We start from the raw sequence: 16,371 nt of genomic DNA, 5'->3' as shown, positions 1-16,371 counted from the left end.
CGGCCGTGGACCCCGCCGACATCCCGAATATCGAGGCGATGCTTCAGCTGTGGATGCTGGCGATGATCCGCCCCGGCGCCGCGTTCATCGCCGCGCCGGTGTTCGGGGCAACCAGCGTGCCGATCCAGCTGCGGCTGGTCATCGCGCTGGCGGTCGGCGTCCCGGCGGTCGCGGCATCGGGCATGACATTGCCGCCCGAGGGCATCGTGTCGGTCCCCGGCCTGCTGCTGGTGATCGGCGAGGTGGTGATCGGGCTCGGCATCGGGTTCATCCTGCAAATGGGACTCGCCGCGGCGCTGCTCGCGGGCGAAGCGATCAGCAACGCGATGGGCCTTGGCTTTGCATCGATGGTCGACCCCTTGAGCGGCGCGTCGAGTTCGGCGATCGGCCAGTTTCTCTCGATGCTGGCGACCGCGCTGTTCCTCGCCGCCGATGGCCATCTGGTGCTGATCGACATCATCGTCGACAGCTATTCGGCGCTGCCGCCCGGCAATGCCTTTCCCTCATTCGACGCGATCGGCGGGCTGCTGCGTTTTGGCAGCCTGATGTTCGCCGCGGGATTGACGATCGCGATGCCGGTCGGTTTTGTCCTGATCCTGGTCCAGATGATCATGGGCGTCATCGGGCGCTCGGCCCCGGCGCTCAACCTGTTCGCTGTCGGGATTCCCGCGACCCTGCTCGCCGGGATCGTCCTCCTCGGCGTCGCCACCCCGGCGATGGCCGAGGCGATCGTCCGCATATTGTCCGACGCGCTCGACGGGGCGCGGATGTTCGCGGGGCTCTGAAGCCATGGCGAGCAAACCCGACAAGGACCAGAAAACCGAACAGCCGACCCCGAAGAAGCTGGCCGACTCGGCGCGCGAAGGGGATGTACTGATGTCGCGCGAGTTGGCGACGGCATTGATGATGCTCGCTGCGGCGGGCTGGATCATCGCCGCGGGCGGCTGGTTCGTCCAATCGGCGAGCGACCTGCTGCGCCGCGGGCTGACCCTCAGCGCCGCCGACGTCGCCGATTTTGCGCCGGCCGAGGCGCTGATGCGCAACGGCATCGACATCCTGCTGCCGCTGGCCAGCCTGTTCGCGCTCGCGTTGGGCGCCGCGGTGGCGGGGCCGGCGCTGCTCGGCTCGTTCGGCTGGCGCGGCAAGGCGCTGGCGTTCAAGGGCAACCGGATGAACCCGATGACCGGGCTGAAACGCATGTTCGGGACACAGGGCGCCGCCGAACTGGGCAAGGCATTGGCCAAGGTGCTGCTGCTCGGCACCATCGGTTACTGGCTCGTCGACGGCAGTTTGCCTGCAATCATGACGATGGCGCGCGCCGACCTGATCGGGGCGATCGGGCTGGCCGGACAGGCGATCGGCCATGCCATGCTGGTGCTCGCCGGCGGGCTGGTTGTCATCGCGCTGATCGACGTCCCAGTGCAATGGTTCCAGCGTAACCGGCGGCTAATGATGAGCAAGCAGGAGGTGAAAGAGGAGATGCGCCAGTCCGACGGTGCCCCCGAACTCAAACAGGCGCAGCGTCAGCGGGCGCATGAAATGCTGAGCGGTTCGGCGCGCAAGGCGGTGTCCGACGCGACCGTCGTGCTGACCAATCCGACCCATTTTTCGATCGCGCTGCGCTATCGCCCCGGGGTCGATGCCGCCCCGGTCGTCGTCGCGCGCGGGCGCGGCGATGTCGCGCTGGCGATCCGCGAGCTGGCGCGCGGCGCCAATGTTCCTTTGCTCGAATATCCGCAGCTGACCCGCGCCATCTATTTCACCGCGCGCGCCGGGCGCGTGATCCCCGACGAATTGTTCGTCGCGGTCGCCACCGTGCTGGCGTTCGTCTTTCAACTCGAGCGCATGGTTGCTGAAGGCGCGGCGCCGCCCGTCGTCGATGTTCCCGCATCGCATCATTTCGATCCCGAAGGTCGCCGTCAGGCTTAAAATAGCCGCCGCGCCGCCGTTAAGGGGTGCGAAGGATTTTTCGTCATGGTCAGTTCAATTGCCAACAGCCTGGGCGCCGGATCGGGCATCGACATCAAACAGCTGGTCACCGACCTGTCCGCCGCGTCGCGCGAGCCAAAGGTCGCGCGGATCACGACGCTGACCCAGCAGAATCAGACGCGGATCAGCGCCCTGGCGCAGGCGCGATCCGACCTCGACGGCTTTGCCGATTCGTTGGGCCAGATGGTCAGCGACGGCACGCTGCGCAGCACCCCGACGGTGTCCGACGACAGCGTGCTGAGCGCCACCGCGCGCGCCGGGCTCCACGCCGACAGCTTCGCTGCAACCATCGTCGTCACCCAGCTCGCGCGCGCGCAGAGCAGCTATTCGGGGGTCGTCGCCGACCGCACCGCGGCGATCGGCACCGGCACGATGACGCTCACCGTCGGCGGCGTCGCCAAGACGATCACCATCGATGGCACCAACAACAGTCTCGACGGGCTGGCCAGCGCGATTAACACTAGCGGCGGCGGCATTACCGCATCGATCATCGCCGACGAGGGCGGCCATCGCCTGATCCTGAAGGGTCCGTCGGGGGCCGCCAACGCCTTTACCCTGGCTGCCGACGCCGGCGCCGATCCCGGCCTCTCCGCCTTTGCCTATGGCGCGGGCGGCGGGATGACGCTGGGCCAGAGCGCCGCCAACGCCGAATTCACCCTCGACGGCGTCGCGTTCAGCCGCGGCACCAACATCATCGACGATGTGGTGCCGGGCATGTCGCTGACCCTGAAAAAGGCCGCGCCCGGCCAGCCGGTCGATATCGGCGCCAGCCGCCCGCTCGACATCATCAAACAGACCGTCGGCGATTTCGTCTCGGTCTATAACCAGCTGAAGAAAAGCCTGTCGTCGGCCGCCGGCCTGTCGGGATCGACGACGGCGCTGCGCGAACTCGAGCGCGAACTGTCGGGACTGGTCGGCAAGGTCATTTCAAGCCATGGCAGCATCAACAAACTGACCGACATCGGCGTTTCGACGACCAAGGAGGGTCTGCTGATGGTCGATGAGGTCAAGCTCGCGCAGGTGCTCGCCAGCGACGCCGGGGCGGTCGAGGCGCTGTTCAACCCGCGCCGCGACGGCGGCCGGACCGAGGCCAGCGACCCCGGCATCGCTTTTGTCCTCGATGCGATCCGCGACAAGGCGGTGGCGACCGACGGGGTGATCGGCCGGGTCAGCAAGTCGCTCGACACCCGCAAGGAAACATTGGCCGATCAGCTCGAGACGATCGAGACGCGCGAGGACGCCTATCGGGCCCGGCTGGAGAAGCAATATGGCTCGCTCGACGCGCGGCTCGCGGCATTCAAGGCCACGCAAACCTATCTGGAACAACAGATCAAACTCTGGACCAACCAGGGTAACGATTAGGGACATCGATCGTGACAGCTACCGCCTCGACCGTCCGGGCGACCGGGCTCTATCGCCGCTTGCAGCATGAAAGCCGCGCCGCCGCCGCCGACCCGATCGAGCTGGTGACCATGCTCTATGACGAGCTGGAAACCGCGATCGGCGTGCTGGCGTCGATGGTCCGGCAAGGTCAGCGCATTTCGGCTACCGAACCCGCCCACCGCGCCCGCGCGATCCTGATCGGGCTCGACGCGGGGCTCGACCGCGACGCCGGCGGCGACGTCGCCGCCGCCTTGTCGCGGGTCTATCGCAGCATGCGCCGCAAGCTCGACGATGCCGTCGCGCAGAATGATGGCGAAGCCCTGTCCGACCTGCTCGACGGCGTGCTGACGGTCAGCGCGGCGTGGCGTCAATTGCGCTGACCGCAATCCCACGCGACTGAAAACAGGATCGGCCCGCTTCCCGAAAATGGGGAAGCGGGCCGATGCCGTTTCAAAAGATCCCGCTGGGTACCCGGCCGCCCAGGGTGGGGACGGGCGGCCGGGTGATTAGGGGCGGACCAGAGCCCCCTTTTTTCAGCGGGTGCTGAAACTCGTGTCGCGGGCGCCGGTCAGGCCGCCTGCTGCTGAACCCCATATTTGCGCATCTTTTCGATCAGCGTCGTGCGCTTCAGCGTCAACAGGCGCGCGGCTTCGGAAATGATGCCGTCGGCCAGGTCGAGCGCGACGTGGATCTGTTCGAGCTCGATCGTCTCGATCTCGCGCTTGAGGTCGATCGGGCGCCCCGGTGCGGGTGCCTTGCTGTGCGGCACCGCATGGCCATGATCGTCCGCACTGGCTTGCACCGCGGCGAAACTGCTGGGGACAGTTTGCCGCGGCGCAAGCGCTGCGGTGGGGTTCAAAAGGATGGCGACGTCGTCGGCACCCAGCGTCTCGCCGCCGTGCAGGACACTGGCGCGTTCGACAAAATTTCTCAGTTCGCGGACGTTGCCCGGCCAGCGGTGCTGCATCAGCAGGACCATCGCATCGGCGTCAAAGCGGCACTTGGCCTCGCCCGGCATCTTGCGCTGGAAATGGCGGATGAGGGCGGGAATATCCTCGACGCGGCTGGCGAGGCTGGGGACCTGCAACACAACCACGCCGAGCCGGAAGAACAGGTCTTCGCGGAATTTGCCATCGGCGATCGCGGCGCCGAGATCCTGGTGGGTGGCCGAAATGACGCGAACGTCGACGGCCTTTACATCGCTGCTGCCGACGCGGACGATCGTCCGTTCCTCCAGCACGCGGAGCAGTTTGACCTGCATGTCGAAACGCATGTCGCCGATTTCGTCGAGGAACAGCGTGCCGCCTTCGCTCGCTTCGAAATGGCCGATGCGGCGGGCGTGGGCGCCGGTGAAGCTGCCCTTTTCATGCCCGAACAATTCGGATTCGATCAGGTCGCCGGGGATGGCGCCGCAGTTGATCGCCGAGAAAGCCTTGCCCGACCGGACGCCTTCGTCGTGGATCGCCCGGGCCACCAGTTCCTTACCCGAACCCGACGGGCCGCAGAGCATGACCGAAGCATTCGACCGCGCCACGCGGCGGATCATGTCGCGCAGCTGCGCGGCGGCCGCGCTGCTGCCGATGATCAGCGCCTCGAGCGCTGCACTGTTGTTCTGCCCCACGGTCATTTCGGTCTCCACCGCGCCCCCCAATTCGGCGCCTTTTCGATGGACCCACAGATTGACGAAAGTGGTAAACAAAAGATTATCCACTCGATCATAACCCATTCAAAACAAAGGGTTATTGCCAGATTGGATGTATTGATGGCGCTTTCGCGTCGTTAACGATCCGATATGCTGCCAGATTGGCACTAATTGTCGGCGGCGGTTCGCCAGCCCAGCGTGATCGAGATGCGGCGGTTGCGCGGATCGAATCGGTCGGAGGGGATATAGGGCTCGCGATCGGCGACGCCTTCGATGCGCGAAAAGCGGTTTGCGGTGACGCCGCGGAACTCCAGATAGTGTCGCACGATCTCGGCGCGGTCGACCGACAGGCGCCAATTGTTGGTGCCCGATTTGGCCGACCAAGGGGCCGCGTCGGTGTGGCCGCGGACCATCACCTGGTTGGTCACCTCGGCGACCGGCTTGGCGATTTCACTGAACAGCCGGGCGCCTTCGGGGGTCAGCTGGCTGGTGCCGCTGGCGAACATCGAGAAATCGGCGTCGTCGATGACGTCGATCCGCATGCCCTCGACGGTTTCGGTGAAGCGCAGGTTGCGCGCCAGGCGTTTTAGGTCGCCCTGTTTCTGCACCCGTTCCATGAGCGACTTGGCGACTTGCTGGAACTTCATCTTTTCGCTCTCGCGCCCCGATGCTTCCTTGGGGCCGCCTACGGCATCCTTGGGGATGGTGATCGAACGCGTCCCGGTCTGGCCCGCGGCGTGCGGATAGTCATCGGCCGATACGATCGAATCGCCGCCGAACAGCCCGTTCGACCCCGCGCTGCCCTGCTTCGTCTCGACGATCGTCGGCGCGAAATAGTCGGCGAGCGCCTTGCGCTGCTTTTCGGTCGTCGCGCCAAGCAGCCACATCAGCAGAAAGAACGCCATCATCGCGGTCACGAAATCGGCATAGGCAACCTTCCACGCCCCGCCATGGTGGCCGGCGTGCGGTGCCTCGATGATCTTCTTGACGATGATCGGCCGCGGCGGGGTGTTCGGGCGCGCTGCCATCAGCGGCCGCGCATTCCGTCAAACACTTCGGCAAAGCTCGGCTGGTTGGCATGTTCGACCCCTGAGCGTGCGGCCTCGATTACCAACGGCTGCGGGTGGCCGTGCAGCGATGCCACGATCAATTGCTTGACCGTATGATACATCGCCCCATCGCCCTCGATCACCGTGCGCGCGCGCGTCGCGAACGGACCGACAAGGCCATAAGCGAGCAACACGCCGAGGAAGGTGCCGACGAGCGCCGACCCGATCATCCCGCCCAATACCTCAGGCGGCTTGTCGATCGATCCCATCGTCTTCACGACGCCCAGCACCGCGGCGACGATGCCGAGCGCGGGCAGCGCGTCGGCCAGATTCTGCAAGCCGTCGGCGGGCTTGATCGCGTGGTGGTGATGGTTCTTCAGCGCCGCGTCCATGACATCCTCGACCGCGTGCGGATCGAGCGTTCCCGACGACACCACGACCAGACGCAGCGTGTCGCAGATCAGGTGGATCAGCGTGTCGTCCTTCAGCAGTTTTGGATATTGCTGGAACAGCGCCGAGTTTTTCGGATCCTCGATATGCGGTTCGACTGCCACCGGGCCCTCGGTCCGCATCATCTTCATCAAGGTCGAGACGAGCAGTATGCAGTCGAGATAATCCTGTTTCTTGTATTGCGGCCCCTTGAACACCTTCGCGAGCCCGCCGCCCAGCGCCTTCAGGTCGGCGCCCGAATTGCCGATGATCAGCGACCCGATGGCGGCGCCGCCGATGATCAGCATTTCGTGCGGCAGCGCGTGCATGACGGGGCCGAGATTGCCGCCGGTCAGCGCGAAGCCCCCGAACACCAGCAGGATCAAGACGACGATGCCGATTACGGGAAACATGCGGGGTCAACTCCATTCGGGCCAGCGGCCCCAAATTCACAAGACGTCTTTATGCTTAACGGCAGCGGCGCCGCGACATTGAGCGCGCTCAGCTCAAAATATCGAACAAGGTCTGGCGGTTGATCTTGGCAAAGGCTGCCTGCGCGGCGCCCAGTGTCAGATCCTGCGCATTGAGTTCGGCGATCGCGACCGACAGGTCGGTATCCTCGACCGACGAGCGTTCGTCTTTCAGCGTGATCCCGCGCGCCGCCAGCCCGTCGCCGATGCGGTCGAGCCGCCCGCCCGACAGGCCGAGCGTGGCGTGGCGGTCGGCGACATGGCCGATCGCCGTCTCGAGCGCGGTCAGCGCGGTGCCAATCGCCGGCTTGTTACCCGCCGCGACCGCCGTCGCCGCATCGCGGATCCCGGTCGACAGGCTGTTGCCTGCGATGACAAACACATCGGCGGCAGCCGGCACGGGCGCAAAGCTGATGTCCGCATCGAACCGCATGACGCGCGCGGTGCCGATGGCGAACAACGGTTCGCTGTTTGAATCGCGGGTCGCGGCCAGACTGTCGATTTCGTCGGCGATCGTCCCCAGTTCGGCGGCGATCGCCGCGCGATCGGCAGGGTTTGCCGAATCATTTGCCGCGGCGAGGGTCAGCTCGCGCGCCCGAGTCATCAGATTGCTCACCGATTTCATCACGCCATCGGCCTGCGCCACCAGCGCCGACGCCGAATTGATGTTGGCGTTCCACGCGGTCATGCTGGCCTGGGTGGTGCCGATCGTTTCGACCCGCCGCGCCGACACCGGGTCGTCGGACATGCGTTGCAGCCGCTTGCCGCTCGAAATCTGGATCTGCGTCCGCTCGATCTGATCGGCGAGCTTCTGCTGGCGCGCGATTTCGCGCGTCATGCGATTGCCTACGGCGTTAATCATTGTCCGCTCTCCCCTAGATCGAGCTCAGCAGCGTCTGCATGGTTTCGCGCGCGACCTGGATCGTCCGGGCCGCGGCCTGATAGGCTTGCTGGAAGCGCAGCAGTTCGGCCGCCTCCTTGTCGAGATCGACCTCGCTCACCCCGTCGCGCGCCGCTGCCGACGCATCGGCGCGGGTCATCGCGGCGGCATCCTGCGCCCGCGCCGCGGCGGTCGTCTGTGCCTGGGTCGCCAGATGACCCGACCAGCGCGATTCGGGATCATTGGCGCCGCGCAGCGCGCCAAGCGCCAGCATATTGCCATTGCCGCCGGATGCGTTGGCGGCGGCGACCTGTTCGGGGGTCAGCGCCGCGGCAGCCAGCGTCGCCGCACTGGTCCCGGTGAACAGCGGCGACCCTGGATTGCCATTGGCATCGCTGCCCGCCTGATGCGCGGCATTGAGCTGCGCCGCAAAGCCGGTCGCCATCGTGTCCAGGCTGGCGCGTTGGTCGGCGACATGGTTGGCGGCCTCGGCCTGTCCGGCAAGCGAACCGGTTGCGATCGCCAGCGGCGACCCGCCGACACTATAGGACAGACGTCCATCGGCGGCCGCGGTCACCGCGATCGGATTGACCACGCCGCCGCCGACGAGCAGATCGCCCGACCCGGCAGCGCGCAACGTGACCGATCCATTGTTTTCAAAGGTCGCGCTAACGCCCGCCTGCGACGACAATTTGTCGAGCAACCGGTCGCGCTCGTCGAGCAGGCTCGCCTCGTTGGTCGATCCCGGCCGCGCTTTGCGCAGGCCGATGTTGATCTGTTCGAGCGCATTCAGATTGGTGTTGAAATCCTGGACCGTCGCGGTCGCCGCGCCCTCGATCCCGTCCGCCATCTTGTCGAGCTGGCCCGCTGCGGTGCGAAAGCCCGATGCGACATCATCGACCGCTTGCAGGAACTGGCTGCGCAACGTCTTGTTCGCCGGATCGGCGGTCAATTGGTCGGCGGTGGTGAACAACTTGGTCAGGCCGGTCTTGATGCCGTTGGTCTCATCGCTCAGTGCGCCTTCGACCTTGTCCAGCCAGCCGAGCTTGGTCGCCGACCGTTCGGACTCGCCGCCAGAGATGCGCGAATCCTCGATCAGCCAGGCATCGACCGACCGGCTGACGCCGCGAATCTCGACCCCGCTGGGGTTGATATTGCCGCGATAGAACACCGAATCGCTGCCGCTGACCGGCTCCATCATGTCGAGCCGCCGCCGCGCATAGCCAGGGGTCTGGGCGTTGGCGATATTGTCGCCGATTGTCGATAGCGCCCGCGAATAGGCCTTCAGCCCGCTATACCCGATGCCAAGAAGATCGCTCACTGGACGCCTCCTGCGCTGCCAAGGCGACCGCGGAACTGACGCTCGACCATGTCGGCGATGCCGAACTGGCGCATCGCAGCGATCGAATCGGCGGTGCGCGCGTCGGCCATTTCGCGGAAATTGTCAGTGGCGCTGGACCCCAGCATGTCGTCGCCCAGCTTCGCCTGGCGCATCGACGCCAGCAGCTGGCGCAGGATCACCGCCTCGAACTGCTCGGCCGCCTTGCGCAGGCCGCCATCGCCGCCGCCGCCCGCGAGTGTGGGGGTCGCCGAAGCGGGAACGAACGACCGCGCCGCAGGTGCGGAAGAAACAGGCGTCGTCATATGATCACCAATTCTGCTGTAAGGGCACCGGCCTGGCTGAGTGCCTCGAGGATCGCGACCAGGTCGCCGGGCGACACGCCCAGGCGGTTGATCGAGTCGACGAGTTCCGACAGCGAGGCATTGGGTTTCATCAAAAAGGCGGGGCGCACATCCTCGGCGACCTCGATCTCGCTCGACGGTTCGATCGCGGTTTCGCCGCGACTGAACGGCGCGGGCTGAACGACGGTCGGCGATTCCTTGATCGAAACGGTGAGCTTTCCGTGGCTGACCGCGGCGGTGCCGACGCGCACCGCGCCGTTGATTACCACCGTGCCGGTGCGCGCGTTGACGATGACTTTCGCCGAGGGTTCGGAGCGCTGGACGCCCAGATTTTCGATCTGTGACATCAATCGCATACGGTCATCGCCATTGCCCGCGGCGCGGATCGCGATGCTGGCGCCGTCGATCATCGATGCGCTACCCGGGATGGCGGCGTTGATAGCGTCGGCGACGCGCTTGGCATTGGTCGCGTCAAACTGGTGAAGATTGAAGGTCAGCCAGTCGCTGGACGCAAAGCCGGTATCGACGGCGCGTTCGACCGTTGCGCCGCCCGCAATGCGGCCGCTCGACGGGACGTTGACCGTCACCTTCGATCCGTCGGCGGCATCGACGCCAAGCCCGCCAATGACGAGGTTGCCTTGCACCATCGCGTAAATCTGGCCGTCGGCGCCGTAGAGCGGCGCGAGCACAAGCGTGCCGCCGCGCAGGCTTTTCGCCTTGCCGATCGCCGAGACGGTCACATCAAGGCGCTGACCCGGCTTGGCAAAGGGCGGCAGTTCGGCGGTGATCATCACCGCCGCGGCATTCTTCAGCGCCGGGTTGACCCCCGGCGGCAAGGTCAGGCCAAAGCGCGAGATCGCGCCCTTCATCCCCAGCGTCGAATAGTCGAGGCTGTCGTCACCGGTCCCCGCCAGCCCGACAACAATGCCGTAACCGGTGAGCTGGTTGGCGCGCAGCCCCTGAAACTGGCCCATGTCCTTGATGCGCTGCGCCTGCGCCGGCGCCGCAAAGGCAAGGCTGGCGAACAGGAGCGCGATCAGGGCGAACAGGGTGGGGCGCTGGAACACTTTATGATCCTTTTCAGAACGGGCTGATGATCGAGAAGAAACGCTGGAGCCAGCCTTGCTGGCTGGCGCGGGCAATCTCGCCCTTGCCGACGTAACGGATATTGGCGTCGGCGACGCGGGTCGACAGGATGCGGTTGTCGGGGCTGATATCCATCGCGCGGACGATGCCCGAGATCTGGACGCGTTCGTCGCCGCGGTTGAGCGTCAGCAGCTTTTCGCCGCGCACCAGCATCGTGCCGTTGGGATAGACCGCGGCGATGGTCACGCTGACCTCGCCCGACAGCGCGTTCGATTGCGACGCGTCGCCCTTGCCCTTGAACGCCTGGCCGCCGCCCATTGCAATATCGCTGGGGTTGAACAGCGACAGCGGCCCGGTCGCCGGGGGTGTCAGGCCAATGTTGCCGTCGCGCTGCGTTCCCGCGGCGTTGCTTTTGGTCGCGGCGGTGCGCTCGACGAGCTGGATGGTCAGAATGTCGCCGACCTGCCCGGCGCGACCGCCCGACGTCAGTGGCACATAGCTGCCCTGAAAGATCGAGCCATTGCCGGGCAGCGGTGCCGGGGGAACCGGCGTCGCAGCCGCAAAGGCATCGGGCGGCAATTTGTCCTTCGCCGCCGCGCCAATTGGCACGAAAGCGAGGACCAACGCCGCGCCAACCGACAGCTTAGAGCGTCTGCGCGGCATTTTTCATCATCTCGTCGGTGGCCTGAATCATCTTCGAATTGACCTCATAGGCGCGCTGCGTCTCGATCATGTCGACGAGTTCCTCGACGACGTTGACGTTCGATCCCTCGAGCATCCCGCCGCGCAAACTGCCGCGGCCTTCCTGCCCGGCGGCGCCGACCTGCGGCGCGCCCGAGGCGGCGGTTTCGACGAGCATATTGTCGCCGATCGCCTGGAGGCCCGCCGGATTGGCAAAGCGCGCGAGTTCGATCCGGCCGAGTTCGGTCAGCGTCCCGTCGGCGCCGGTCGCCGACACAGTGCCGTCGGCGCCGATCGACACATTGGTGCTGTCCTCGGGAATCTGGATCGCCGGGGTCAGCGGCTTGCCGTCGGAGGTCACGATCGTGCCGTCGGGCGAGCGGCCGAAATTGCCGGCGCGGGTATAGCCGGTGCGCCCGTCGGGCATTTCGACCTGGAAATAGCCAGCGCCGTCGATCGCCATGTCGAGGGCGTTGCCGGTGGTGGCAAACGTGCCCTGCGTATCGATCCGCGACGTGCCGCCCAGCGACACGCCGGTGCCGAGATTGAGCCCGGTCGCATAACGGTTTTCGGCCGACGACGGCGCACCCGGCGCTGTCATCATCTGATAGCTCAACGTTTCAAAGCTGGCGCGGTCGCGCTTGAAGCCCGTGGTGTTCACGTTGGCCAGGTTGTTGGCGATCACCTGCATCCGGAAGCCCTGGGCATCCAGACCGGTTCGTGCGACGTGCAAGGCACCGAAACTCATTTCATAATCTCCTTAACGGGGGAGCTGCATCAGATTGGCGGTGGCGCTGTCCATGTCGCGGGCATCGCTGACCAGCTTGAGCTGGTTGTCCCAGCTGCGGCTCGCTTCGATCATTTCGACCAGTGCGGTGGTCGCGGCGACGTTCGATCCTTCGATCGACCGGGTGATCAGCCGCGCCTCCGGATCGTCGGGCAAAATGCCATCGCCCTTGACGCGGAACAGTCCGTCCAGCCCTTTGGCGATGTCCGACCCGGTCGGGGTCGCCAGCCGCAGCCGGTCGACCTCTTGCGGATTTTCGGCGTCGCCGCCCGCGGGAACGATCCACACCCGGCCCTCGACATCGATCGAGACCGCGTCGGCGGGGGGCAAGGTCACCGGACCCTGCGTGCCCTGAACCGGATGGCCGTCGCCGGTGGTCAGCAGTCCGCTCGGCGATACCTGCAGGTCGCCGCGCCGCGTATAGGCCTCGGTGCCGTCCTTCGCCTGCACCACGAGCAGGGCATCGCCCTGCACCGCGATGTCGAGGTCGCGCCCGGTCGCGGTGACGGTGCCGGCGCGCATGTCGGCGCCGATCACTTCTTCCGACGCCATGGCGCGCGCGCCCGTGCCGCTGCCGTTCAGCCACAGCGCCTGCGCCTCGGCCATGTCGGCGCGAAATCCCGGCGTCTGGGCATTCGCCAGATTGTTGGCGACCGCCGTCTGCCGGGCCTGACTGCCCCGCATCGCGGTGAGGCTGGTATAGATGAGCTTGTCCATCTGACGGTTCCCGGCAGGCGGCTAATCGCGGGTGATCAGCGCATGTTGATGATGGTTTGCGACAGCTGCGACGCGCCCTCGATCGCCTTGGCATTCGCCTGGAAATTGCGTTGGGCGCCGATCAGCATCACCAGTTCTTCGGTAATATCGACGTTCGATCGTTCGAGCGCGCCCGACCGGATCGCCCCCATCGGGCCGTTGGTTGCGGCGTCGATCGTCGGTGCGCCGCTTTCGCCCGACGACTGCCAATGCGCGTCGCCGACGGGGCGCAGCCCCTCCATCGCGGGGAAGGTCGCCATCGCCACCTTGCCAAGCGTCTGGGCTTCGCCATTGGCAAAGGTCGCGGTGACCAGCCCGTCGAGGCCGATCGACACATTGACCAGCTGTGCCGTCGGATCGCTCGGCGCGCCCGGCGGCAGGACAAAATCAAACGCCCCGGCCAGCGTGTTGTTGGTGACGTTGCCATTGGCATCGACCGGCAGCAATTGCAGCTTCTGGCCCGTCGAATCGATCACATTGCGGTCGGGGGTCGCGGTGAACGCGCCGTTGCGGGTGTAGGTGACCTGTTCGCGCGGCGGATCGCCCTTCACCACGAACATGCCCTCGCCGACGATCGCCATGTCGAGCGTCTTTTCGCTCGATTCATACGAGCCCTGCGTGAACTGCTGGGTGATGCCGTTCAGCCGCTGGCCCTGACCCGCGATCATCTTGGTCGACTGGGTCGGCGACGAAGCAAAAATGTCGCCGAACTGCGCCTTGCTGCGCTTGAAGCCGATCGATCCCGCGTTGGCGATGTTGTTCGAGATGACCGACATGTCGGTCTGGGCGCCCTTGAGGCCCGAAAGCGAGGTATAGAATGACATGACTTATCCTTCCTTGGATGGTGGATTTTTAAATGGCGGGGGTAGTCGGCGCCGGGGTGGCAGCCTTGATGTCTTTGAGCAGCTGGGTCTGCGCCGCGAGCTGCTCGGAAATCTGTTGCAGCGTCGTGTTGGTTTCGCTGATCCCGGCCAGGCTGGAAAATTGCGCCATCTGGGCAACCATCTGCTGGTTATCGACCGGGTTGAACGGATCCTGCTGCGACAGCTGCGCGGTCATCAGGCGCAGGAAATCGCTCTGCCCCATCTGCTGCCCGGCGCCCTTCGGCTGGAGCACGACGTTGTTGGCATTGGTAACGCTGTTGACGGCCATCTTATTGTCCCATCCTGAGAGTTTCGTTGATCAGGCCCTTGGCGGTTTCCAGGACCTGGACATTGTTCTGATACTGGCGCGCGGTTTCGACCATCTCGACCAGCTCGGCGGCGCTATCGACCGCGGCTTCCCAGACGTTGCCGTCCTTGTCGGCGAGCGGGTTCGCCGGATCGTGGCGCTTCGACGGCGCCATTTTCGACGTCGTCACCTGATCAACCTGGACCGTCGCGCGGCCCTGGCCGTCCATCACGGTGCGAAATACCGGTTTCAGCGATCGAAAGGCCTCGGCTTCGCTGCCCGCGATCGTTCCGGCGTTCGCCAGGTTCGATGCGGTGGTGTTGAGCCGGACGAGCTGCGCCGACATCGCGCGCCCGCTGATGTCAAAGACCGAGAAATTGCTGGTCATCGTCATTCGCCCTTGAGCGCGCGGGTCAGCGTGTTGACGCGGCCGCTGAGGAACGAAAGGCTGGAGCGATAAGCGAGCGCGTTTTCGGCGAACGCCGTCTGCTCGGTCGCCATTTCGACGGTGTTGCCGTCGAGCGACGCCTGCACCGGGACACGGTAAGCAGTGGCGCCCGCCATCGCATCGGCGGTCGAACCGCCCTGCTGCGCCAGATCAAGCGCTTTCGAAAAATCGAGATCGCGGGCCTTGTATCCCGGGGTCGCGGCATTGGCGATGTTCGACGCGAGCATCATCATGCGCTGGCTGCGCAGCTGAAGCGCCGTCGCGTGCAGGCCAAAGAGTTTCTCGGATGCCATCATCAAATTCCCTTCACCGGGGCCCAGGCCGGATTGCGACCCGGACGCGCGGAAAACACAAAGAACGATGCAACCGCCGTGCCAAAATGATTTTATCTATCATTTTCATATGCTTAATGGATTTGCCAAATGGTGGCTTGGCGCCCTCGTCAAAAAACCGACGGCGGCGGCGGCGATCGCCGCCAATCGCGCGGCAAACCGCGACTGGCACGCTTCCTGCAAAATGGCGGGTGACCATTTTGGACCGAAGGAGATGGATCGTGTCCCATATTATCACCCAGCGCCTGGCCATCGGCCTGCTCGCGTGCGCCGCCGCCCTTCCCGCTAACGCCCAGCAGGCGAGCGAGGACTGGCAGACCATCGACGTGCTGACCGACATGGTCGCCAAGGCGATGGGCCGCACCGCGACCCCGGTCGACCGCCGCATCAAGCTGGCGCGTTGTCCCGAACAGGCGTCGGTGACCGCAATCGATGCCAACGCGCTGGCAGTTCGCTGCGCGTCGCTCGGCTGGCGGCTACGGGTGCCGATGACCGCTCCGGCGGGCGCCGTCCCGATGGCAGCCAGCTATAGCCGCCCCGTCGCCAGCGCCCCCGTCATCCGCCGCGGCGACAATGTCCGGGTGACGATCGATACCGAGAGTTTTTCGATCAGCTATGCCGCAGTCGCCGCCGAAGACGGCCGCGTCGGCGAGACGATCGCGCTGCGCGGCAACGACGCCAAATCGTCGCTGAGCGCCACGGTCATCGGGCCGGGCCGCGCCCGACTCGACGACTGATCCCCACCCCTTACCCTGCCCTTTGGCCCGGTGGCTGTCGGCATTCCGACGCCACCGGGCCTTTCTTTTGATTTTTTGCGGTGAACCGCCTTAATCGGTCGAACCGGCATCCGTTAAAGCCCTTGTGAACCGCGCCGTCACTTTTCTGACGGCATCGGATGGAGGCAATTATGTCGGGTGACAGCAGCAAGATCGGACCCGTCGGCGGCATCGCCCGCACGGCTCCGCTGCGCAGCGCCACCAGCGATACGCCTGCCCTGGCGCGGACCGCCGTGGCGCGGCCTGCTGCGGTGGTCGACAGCCTGCCAGCCGCGCGGCTGATCCGGCTGGCCAGCGGCCTTGCCGATCAGGCGCCGCCGGTCGATGTGGCGCGCGTCGCGTCGCTGCGCAACGCCATCGCCCACGGCAATTACGGCGTCCACCCCGCCATCATCGCCAGCGCAATGATCGATTTCCACACCGGCGGGGGCGAATGATGCTCGACGATGTGCAATCGCGGCTCGACACGCTGGTCGATGCGCTCGACGGCCACGACGCAGGCGCGATCATCGCCGCCACCGAGGAACTGGCGACCGCGGTGATCCTGTTTCGCGGTGCGGGCATCCCGCGCGGCAGCGAACAACGCGCCCAATTGCTGATCGGCAAGACGCTGCGCCAGCTCGAAGCCGCGGCGATCCGCGTCAACGTGCTCAAGGATTGGACGCGTCAGCGGATTGACAGAAACCATGACATCCGCGGCACCCATCCGCGCGGAGCCGCTTTAAGCTACTGATTATCAAACGGGTTTCTGCCGTTAACCGTAAATGGCACGATGATTGCGTCGGGATTGCTGAGATAGCCCTGCTGAAC

General features: G+C 65.6%; 21 protein-coding genes. 7 read left to right on the top strand and 14 right to left on the bottom strand.

Annotated elements, in window-relative coordinates:
* Positions 1-5: 5 nt before the first annotated feature.
* Genes fliR through fliS form a run of 4 tightly spaced genes read left to right on the top strand, consistent with a single transcriptional unit; the run spans position 6 to position 3,752 of the window.
* A complete protein-coding gene (gene fliR, locus J2X44_RS01445; protein WP_310087507.1) occupies positions 6-785 on the top strand; it encodes a flagellar biosynthetic protein FliR in 780 nt (259 codons plus the stop codon).
* Positions 786-789: 4 nt separating this feature from the next.
* Positions 790-1,929 carry a flagellar type III secretion system protein FlhB gene (locus J2X44_RS01440; protein WP_310087506.1) on the top strand — a complete coding sequence of 380 codons (1,140 nt, stop codon included), beginning with the start codon at positions 790-792 and terminating at the stop codon, positions 1,927-1,929.
* A 45-nt stretch (positions 1,930-1,974) separates the two neighbouring features.
* A complete protein-coding gene (gene fliD, locus J2X44_RS01435) occupies positions 1,975-3,351 on the top strand; it encodes a flagellar filament capping protein FliD (protein ID WP_310087505.1) in 1,377 nt (458 codons plus the stop codon).
* Positions 3,352-3,362: 11 nt separating this feature from the next.
* Complete coding sequence (fliS, locus tag J2X44_RS01430; protein WP_310087504.1) at positions 3,363-3,752, top strand: flagellar protein FliS; 390 nt, start codon at positions 3,363-3,365, stop codon at positions 3,750-3,752.
* Positions 3,753-3,940: 188 nt separating this feature from the next.
* On the opposite strand, the gene J2X44_RS01425 is transcribed toward fliS, so the two are convergent.
* The 14 genes from J2X44_RS01425 to flgB form a co-directional block, all read right to left on the bottom strand.
* Complete coding sequence (locus J2X44_RS01425; protein WP_310087503.1) at positions 3,941-5,083, bottom strand: sigma-54 dependent transcriptional regulator; 1,143 nt, start codon at positions 5,081-5,083, stop codon at positions 3,941-3,943.
* 98 nt (positions 5,084-5,181) lie between these two features.
* On the bottom strand, positions 5,182-6,042 hold the full coding sequence (locus tag J2X44_RS01420) for a flagellar motor protein MotB (RefSeq protein ID WP_310087502.1): 861 nt from the start codon (positions 6,040-6,042) through the stop codon (positions 5,182-5,184).
* Positions 6,042-6,905: a flagellar motor stator protein MotA gene (gene motA, locus J2X44_RS01415; RefSeq protein ID WP_310087501.1), complete on the bottom strand. Its 864-nt coding sequence runs from the start codon at positions 6,903-6,905 to the stop codon at positions 6,042-6,044. Before motA ends, J2X44_RS01420 begins: the two co-directional genes overlap by 1 nt.
* Before the next feature lie 88 nt (positions 6,906-6,993).
* Complete coding sequence (locus tag J2X44_RS01410) at positions 6,994-7,824, bottom strand: flagellin (RefSeq protein ID WP_310087500.1); 831 nt, start codon at positions 7,822-7,824, stop codon at positions 6,994-6,996.
* Positions 7,825-7,837: 13 nt separating this feature from the next.
* On the bottom strand, positions 7,838-9,163 hold the full coding sequence (gene flgK, locus J2X44_RS01405) for a flagellar hook-associated protein FlgK (protein ID WP_310087499.1): 1,326 nt from the start codon (positions 9,161-9,163) through the stop codon (positions 7,838-7,840).
* Complete coding sequence (locus J2X44_RS01400) at positions 9,160-9,486, bottom strand: rod-binding protein (RefSeq protein ID WP_310087498.1); 327 nt, start codon at positions 9,484-9,486, stop codon at positions 9,160-9,162. The genes flgK and J2X44_RS01400 overlap by 4 nt, the downstream gene beginning before the upstream one ends.
* Positions 9,483-10,592: a flagellar basal body P-ring protein FlgI gene (locus J2X44_RS01395; RefSeq protein ID WP_405053333.1), complete on the bottom strand. Its 1,110-nt coding sequence runs from the start codon at positions 10,590-10,592 to the stop codon at positions 9,483-9,485. The genes J2X44_RS01400 and J2X44_RS01395 overlap by 4 nt, the downstream gene beginning before the upstream one ends.
* A gap of 13 nt (positions 10,593-10,605) precedes the next feature.
* Entirely contained in the window at positions 10,606-11,274 is a 669-nt protein-coding gene (locus tag J2X44_RS01390; RefSeq protein WP_310087497.1) for a flagellar basal body L-ring protein FlgH, read from the bottom strand.
* Positions 11,255-12,040, bottom strand: coding sequence for a flagellar basal-body rod protein FlgG (gene flgG / locus J2X44_RS01385; RefSeq protein WP_137751391.1), 786 nt, complete (start codon positions 12,038-12,040; stop codon positions 11,255-11,257). The genes J2X44_RS01390 and flgG overlap by 20 nt, the downstream gene beginning before the upstream one ends.
* A gap of 12 nt (positions 12,041-12,052) precedes the next feature.
* On the bottom strand, positions 12,053-12,796 hold the full coding sequence (locus J2X44_RS01380; protein ID WP_310087496.1) for a flagellar basal body rod protein FlgF: 744 nt from the start codon (positions 12,794-12,796) through the stop codon (positions 12,053-12,055).
* 35 nt (positions 12,797-12,831) lie between these two features.
* Positions 12,832-13,659, bottom strand: coding sequence for a flagellar hook-basal body complex protein (locus J2X44_RS01375; protein WP_310087495.1), 828 nt, complete (start codon positions 13,657-13,659; stop codon positions 12,832-12,834).
* 28 nt (positions 13,660-13,687) lie between these two features.
* Positions 13,688-13,987, bottom strand: a complete 300-nt coding sequence (locus J2X44_RS01370) for a flagellar hook capping FlgD N-terminal domain-containing protein (RefSeq protein ID WP_310087494.1) — start codon at positions 13,985-13,987, stop codon at positions 13,688-13,690.
* Between the two features lies 1 nt (position 13,988).
* The gene (gene flgC / locus J2X44_RS01365; protein ID WP_310087493.1) at positions 13,989-14,399 is read right to left on the bottom strand and encodes a flagellar basal body rod protein FlgC; all 411 of its coding nucleotides are present in this window, start codon (positions 14,397-14,399) and stop codon (positions 13,989-13,991) included.
* Positions 14,396-14,746, bottom strand: a complete 351-nt coding sequence (flgB, locus tag J2X44_RS01360) for a flagellar basal body rod protein FlgB (RefSeq protein WP_405053332.1) — start codon at positions 14,744-14,746, stop codon at positions 14,396-14,398. Before flgB ends, flgC begins: the two co-directional genes overlap by 4 nt.
* Before the next feature lie 260 nt (positions 14,747-15,006).
* On the opposite strand from flgB, the gene J2X44_RS01355 reads away from it, so the two are divergent.
* The 3 genes from J2X44_RS01355 to J2X44_RS01345 all read left to right on the top strand — a co-directional run bounded on the left by J2X44_RS01355 (position 15,007) and on the right by J2X44_RS01345 (position 16,294).
* Positions 15,007-15,522 carry a flagella basal body P-ring formation protein FlgA gene (locus J2X44_RS01355; protein WP_310087490.1) on the top strand — a complete coding sequence of 172 codons (516 nt, stop codon included), beginning with the start codon at positions 15,007-15,009 and terminating at the stop codon, positions 15,520-15,522.
* Between the two features lie 170 nt (positions 15,523-15,692).
* Positions 15,693-15,998, top strand: a complete 306-nt coding sequence (flgM, locus tag J2X44_RS01350; RefSeq protein ID WP_310087489.1) for a flagellar biosynthesis anti-sigma factor FlgM — start codon at positions 15,693-15,695, stop codon at positions 15,996-15,998.
* Positions 15,995-16,294 (top strand): hypothetical protein, encoded by a 300-nt coding sequence (locus J2X44_RS01345; RefSeq protein ID WP_310087488.1) that lies wholly within the window; start codon positions 15,995-15,997, stop codon positions 16,292-16,294. Before flgM ends, J2X44_RS01345 begins: the two co-directional genes overlap by 4 nt.
* The last annotated feature ends 77 nt before the right edge of the window (positions 16,295-16,371 follow it).

It is taken from the genome of Sphingopyxis sp. BE259, assembly GCF_031457495.1.
Classification (GTDB): Bacteria; Pseudomonadota; Alphaproteobacteria; order Sphingomonadales; family Sphingomonadaceae; genus Sphingopyxis.
Note: the sequence above shows the minus strand (reverse complement) of the source record. Positions and strands in the feature narration are given on the sequence as shown.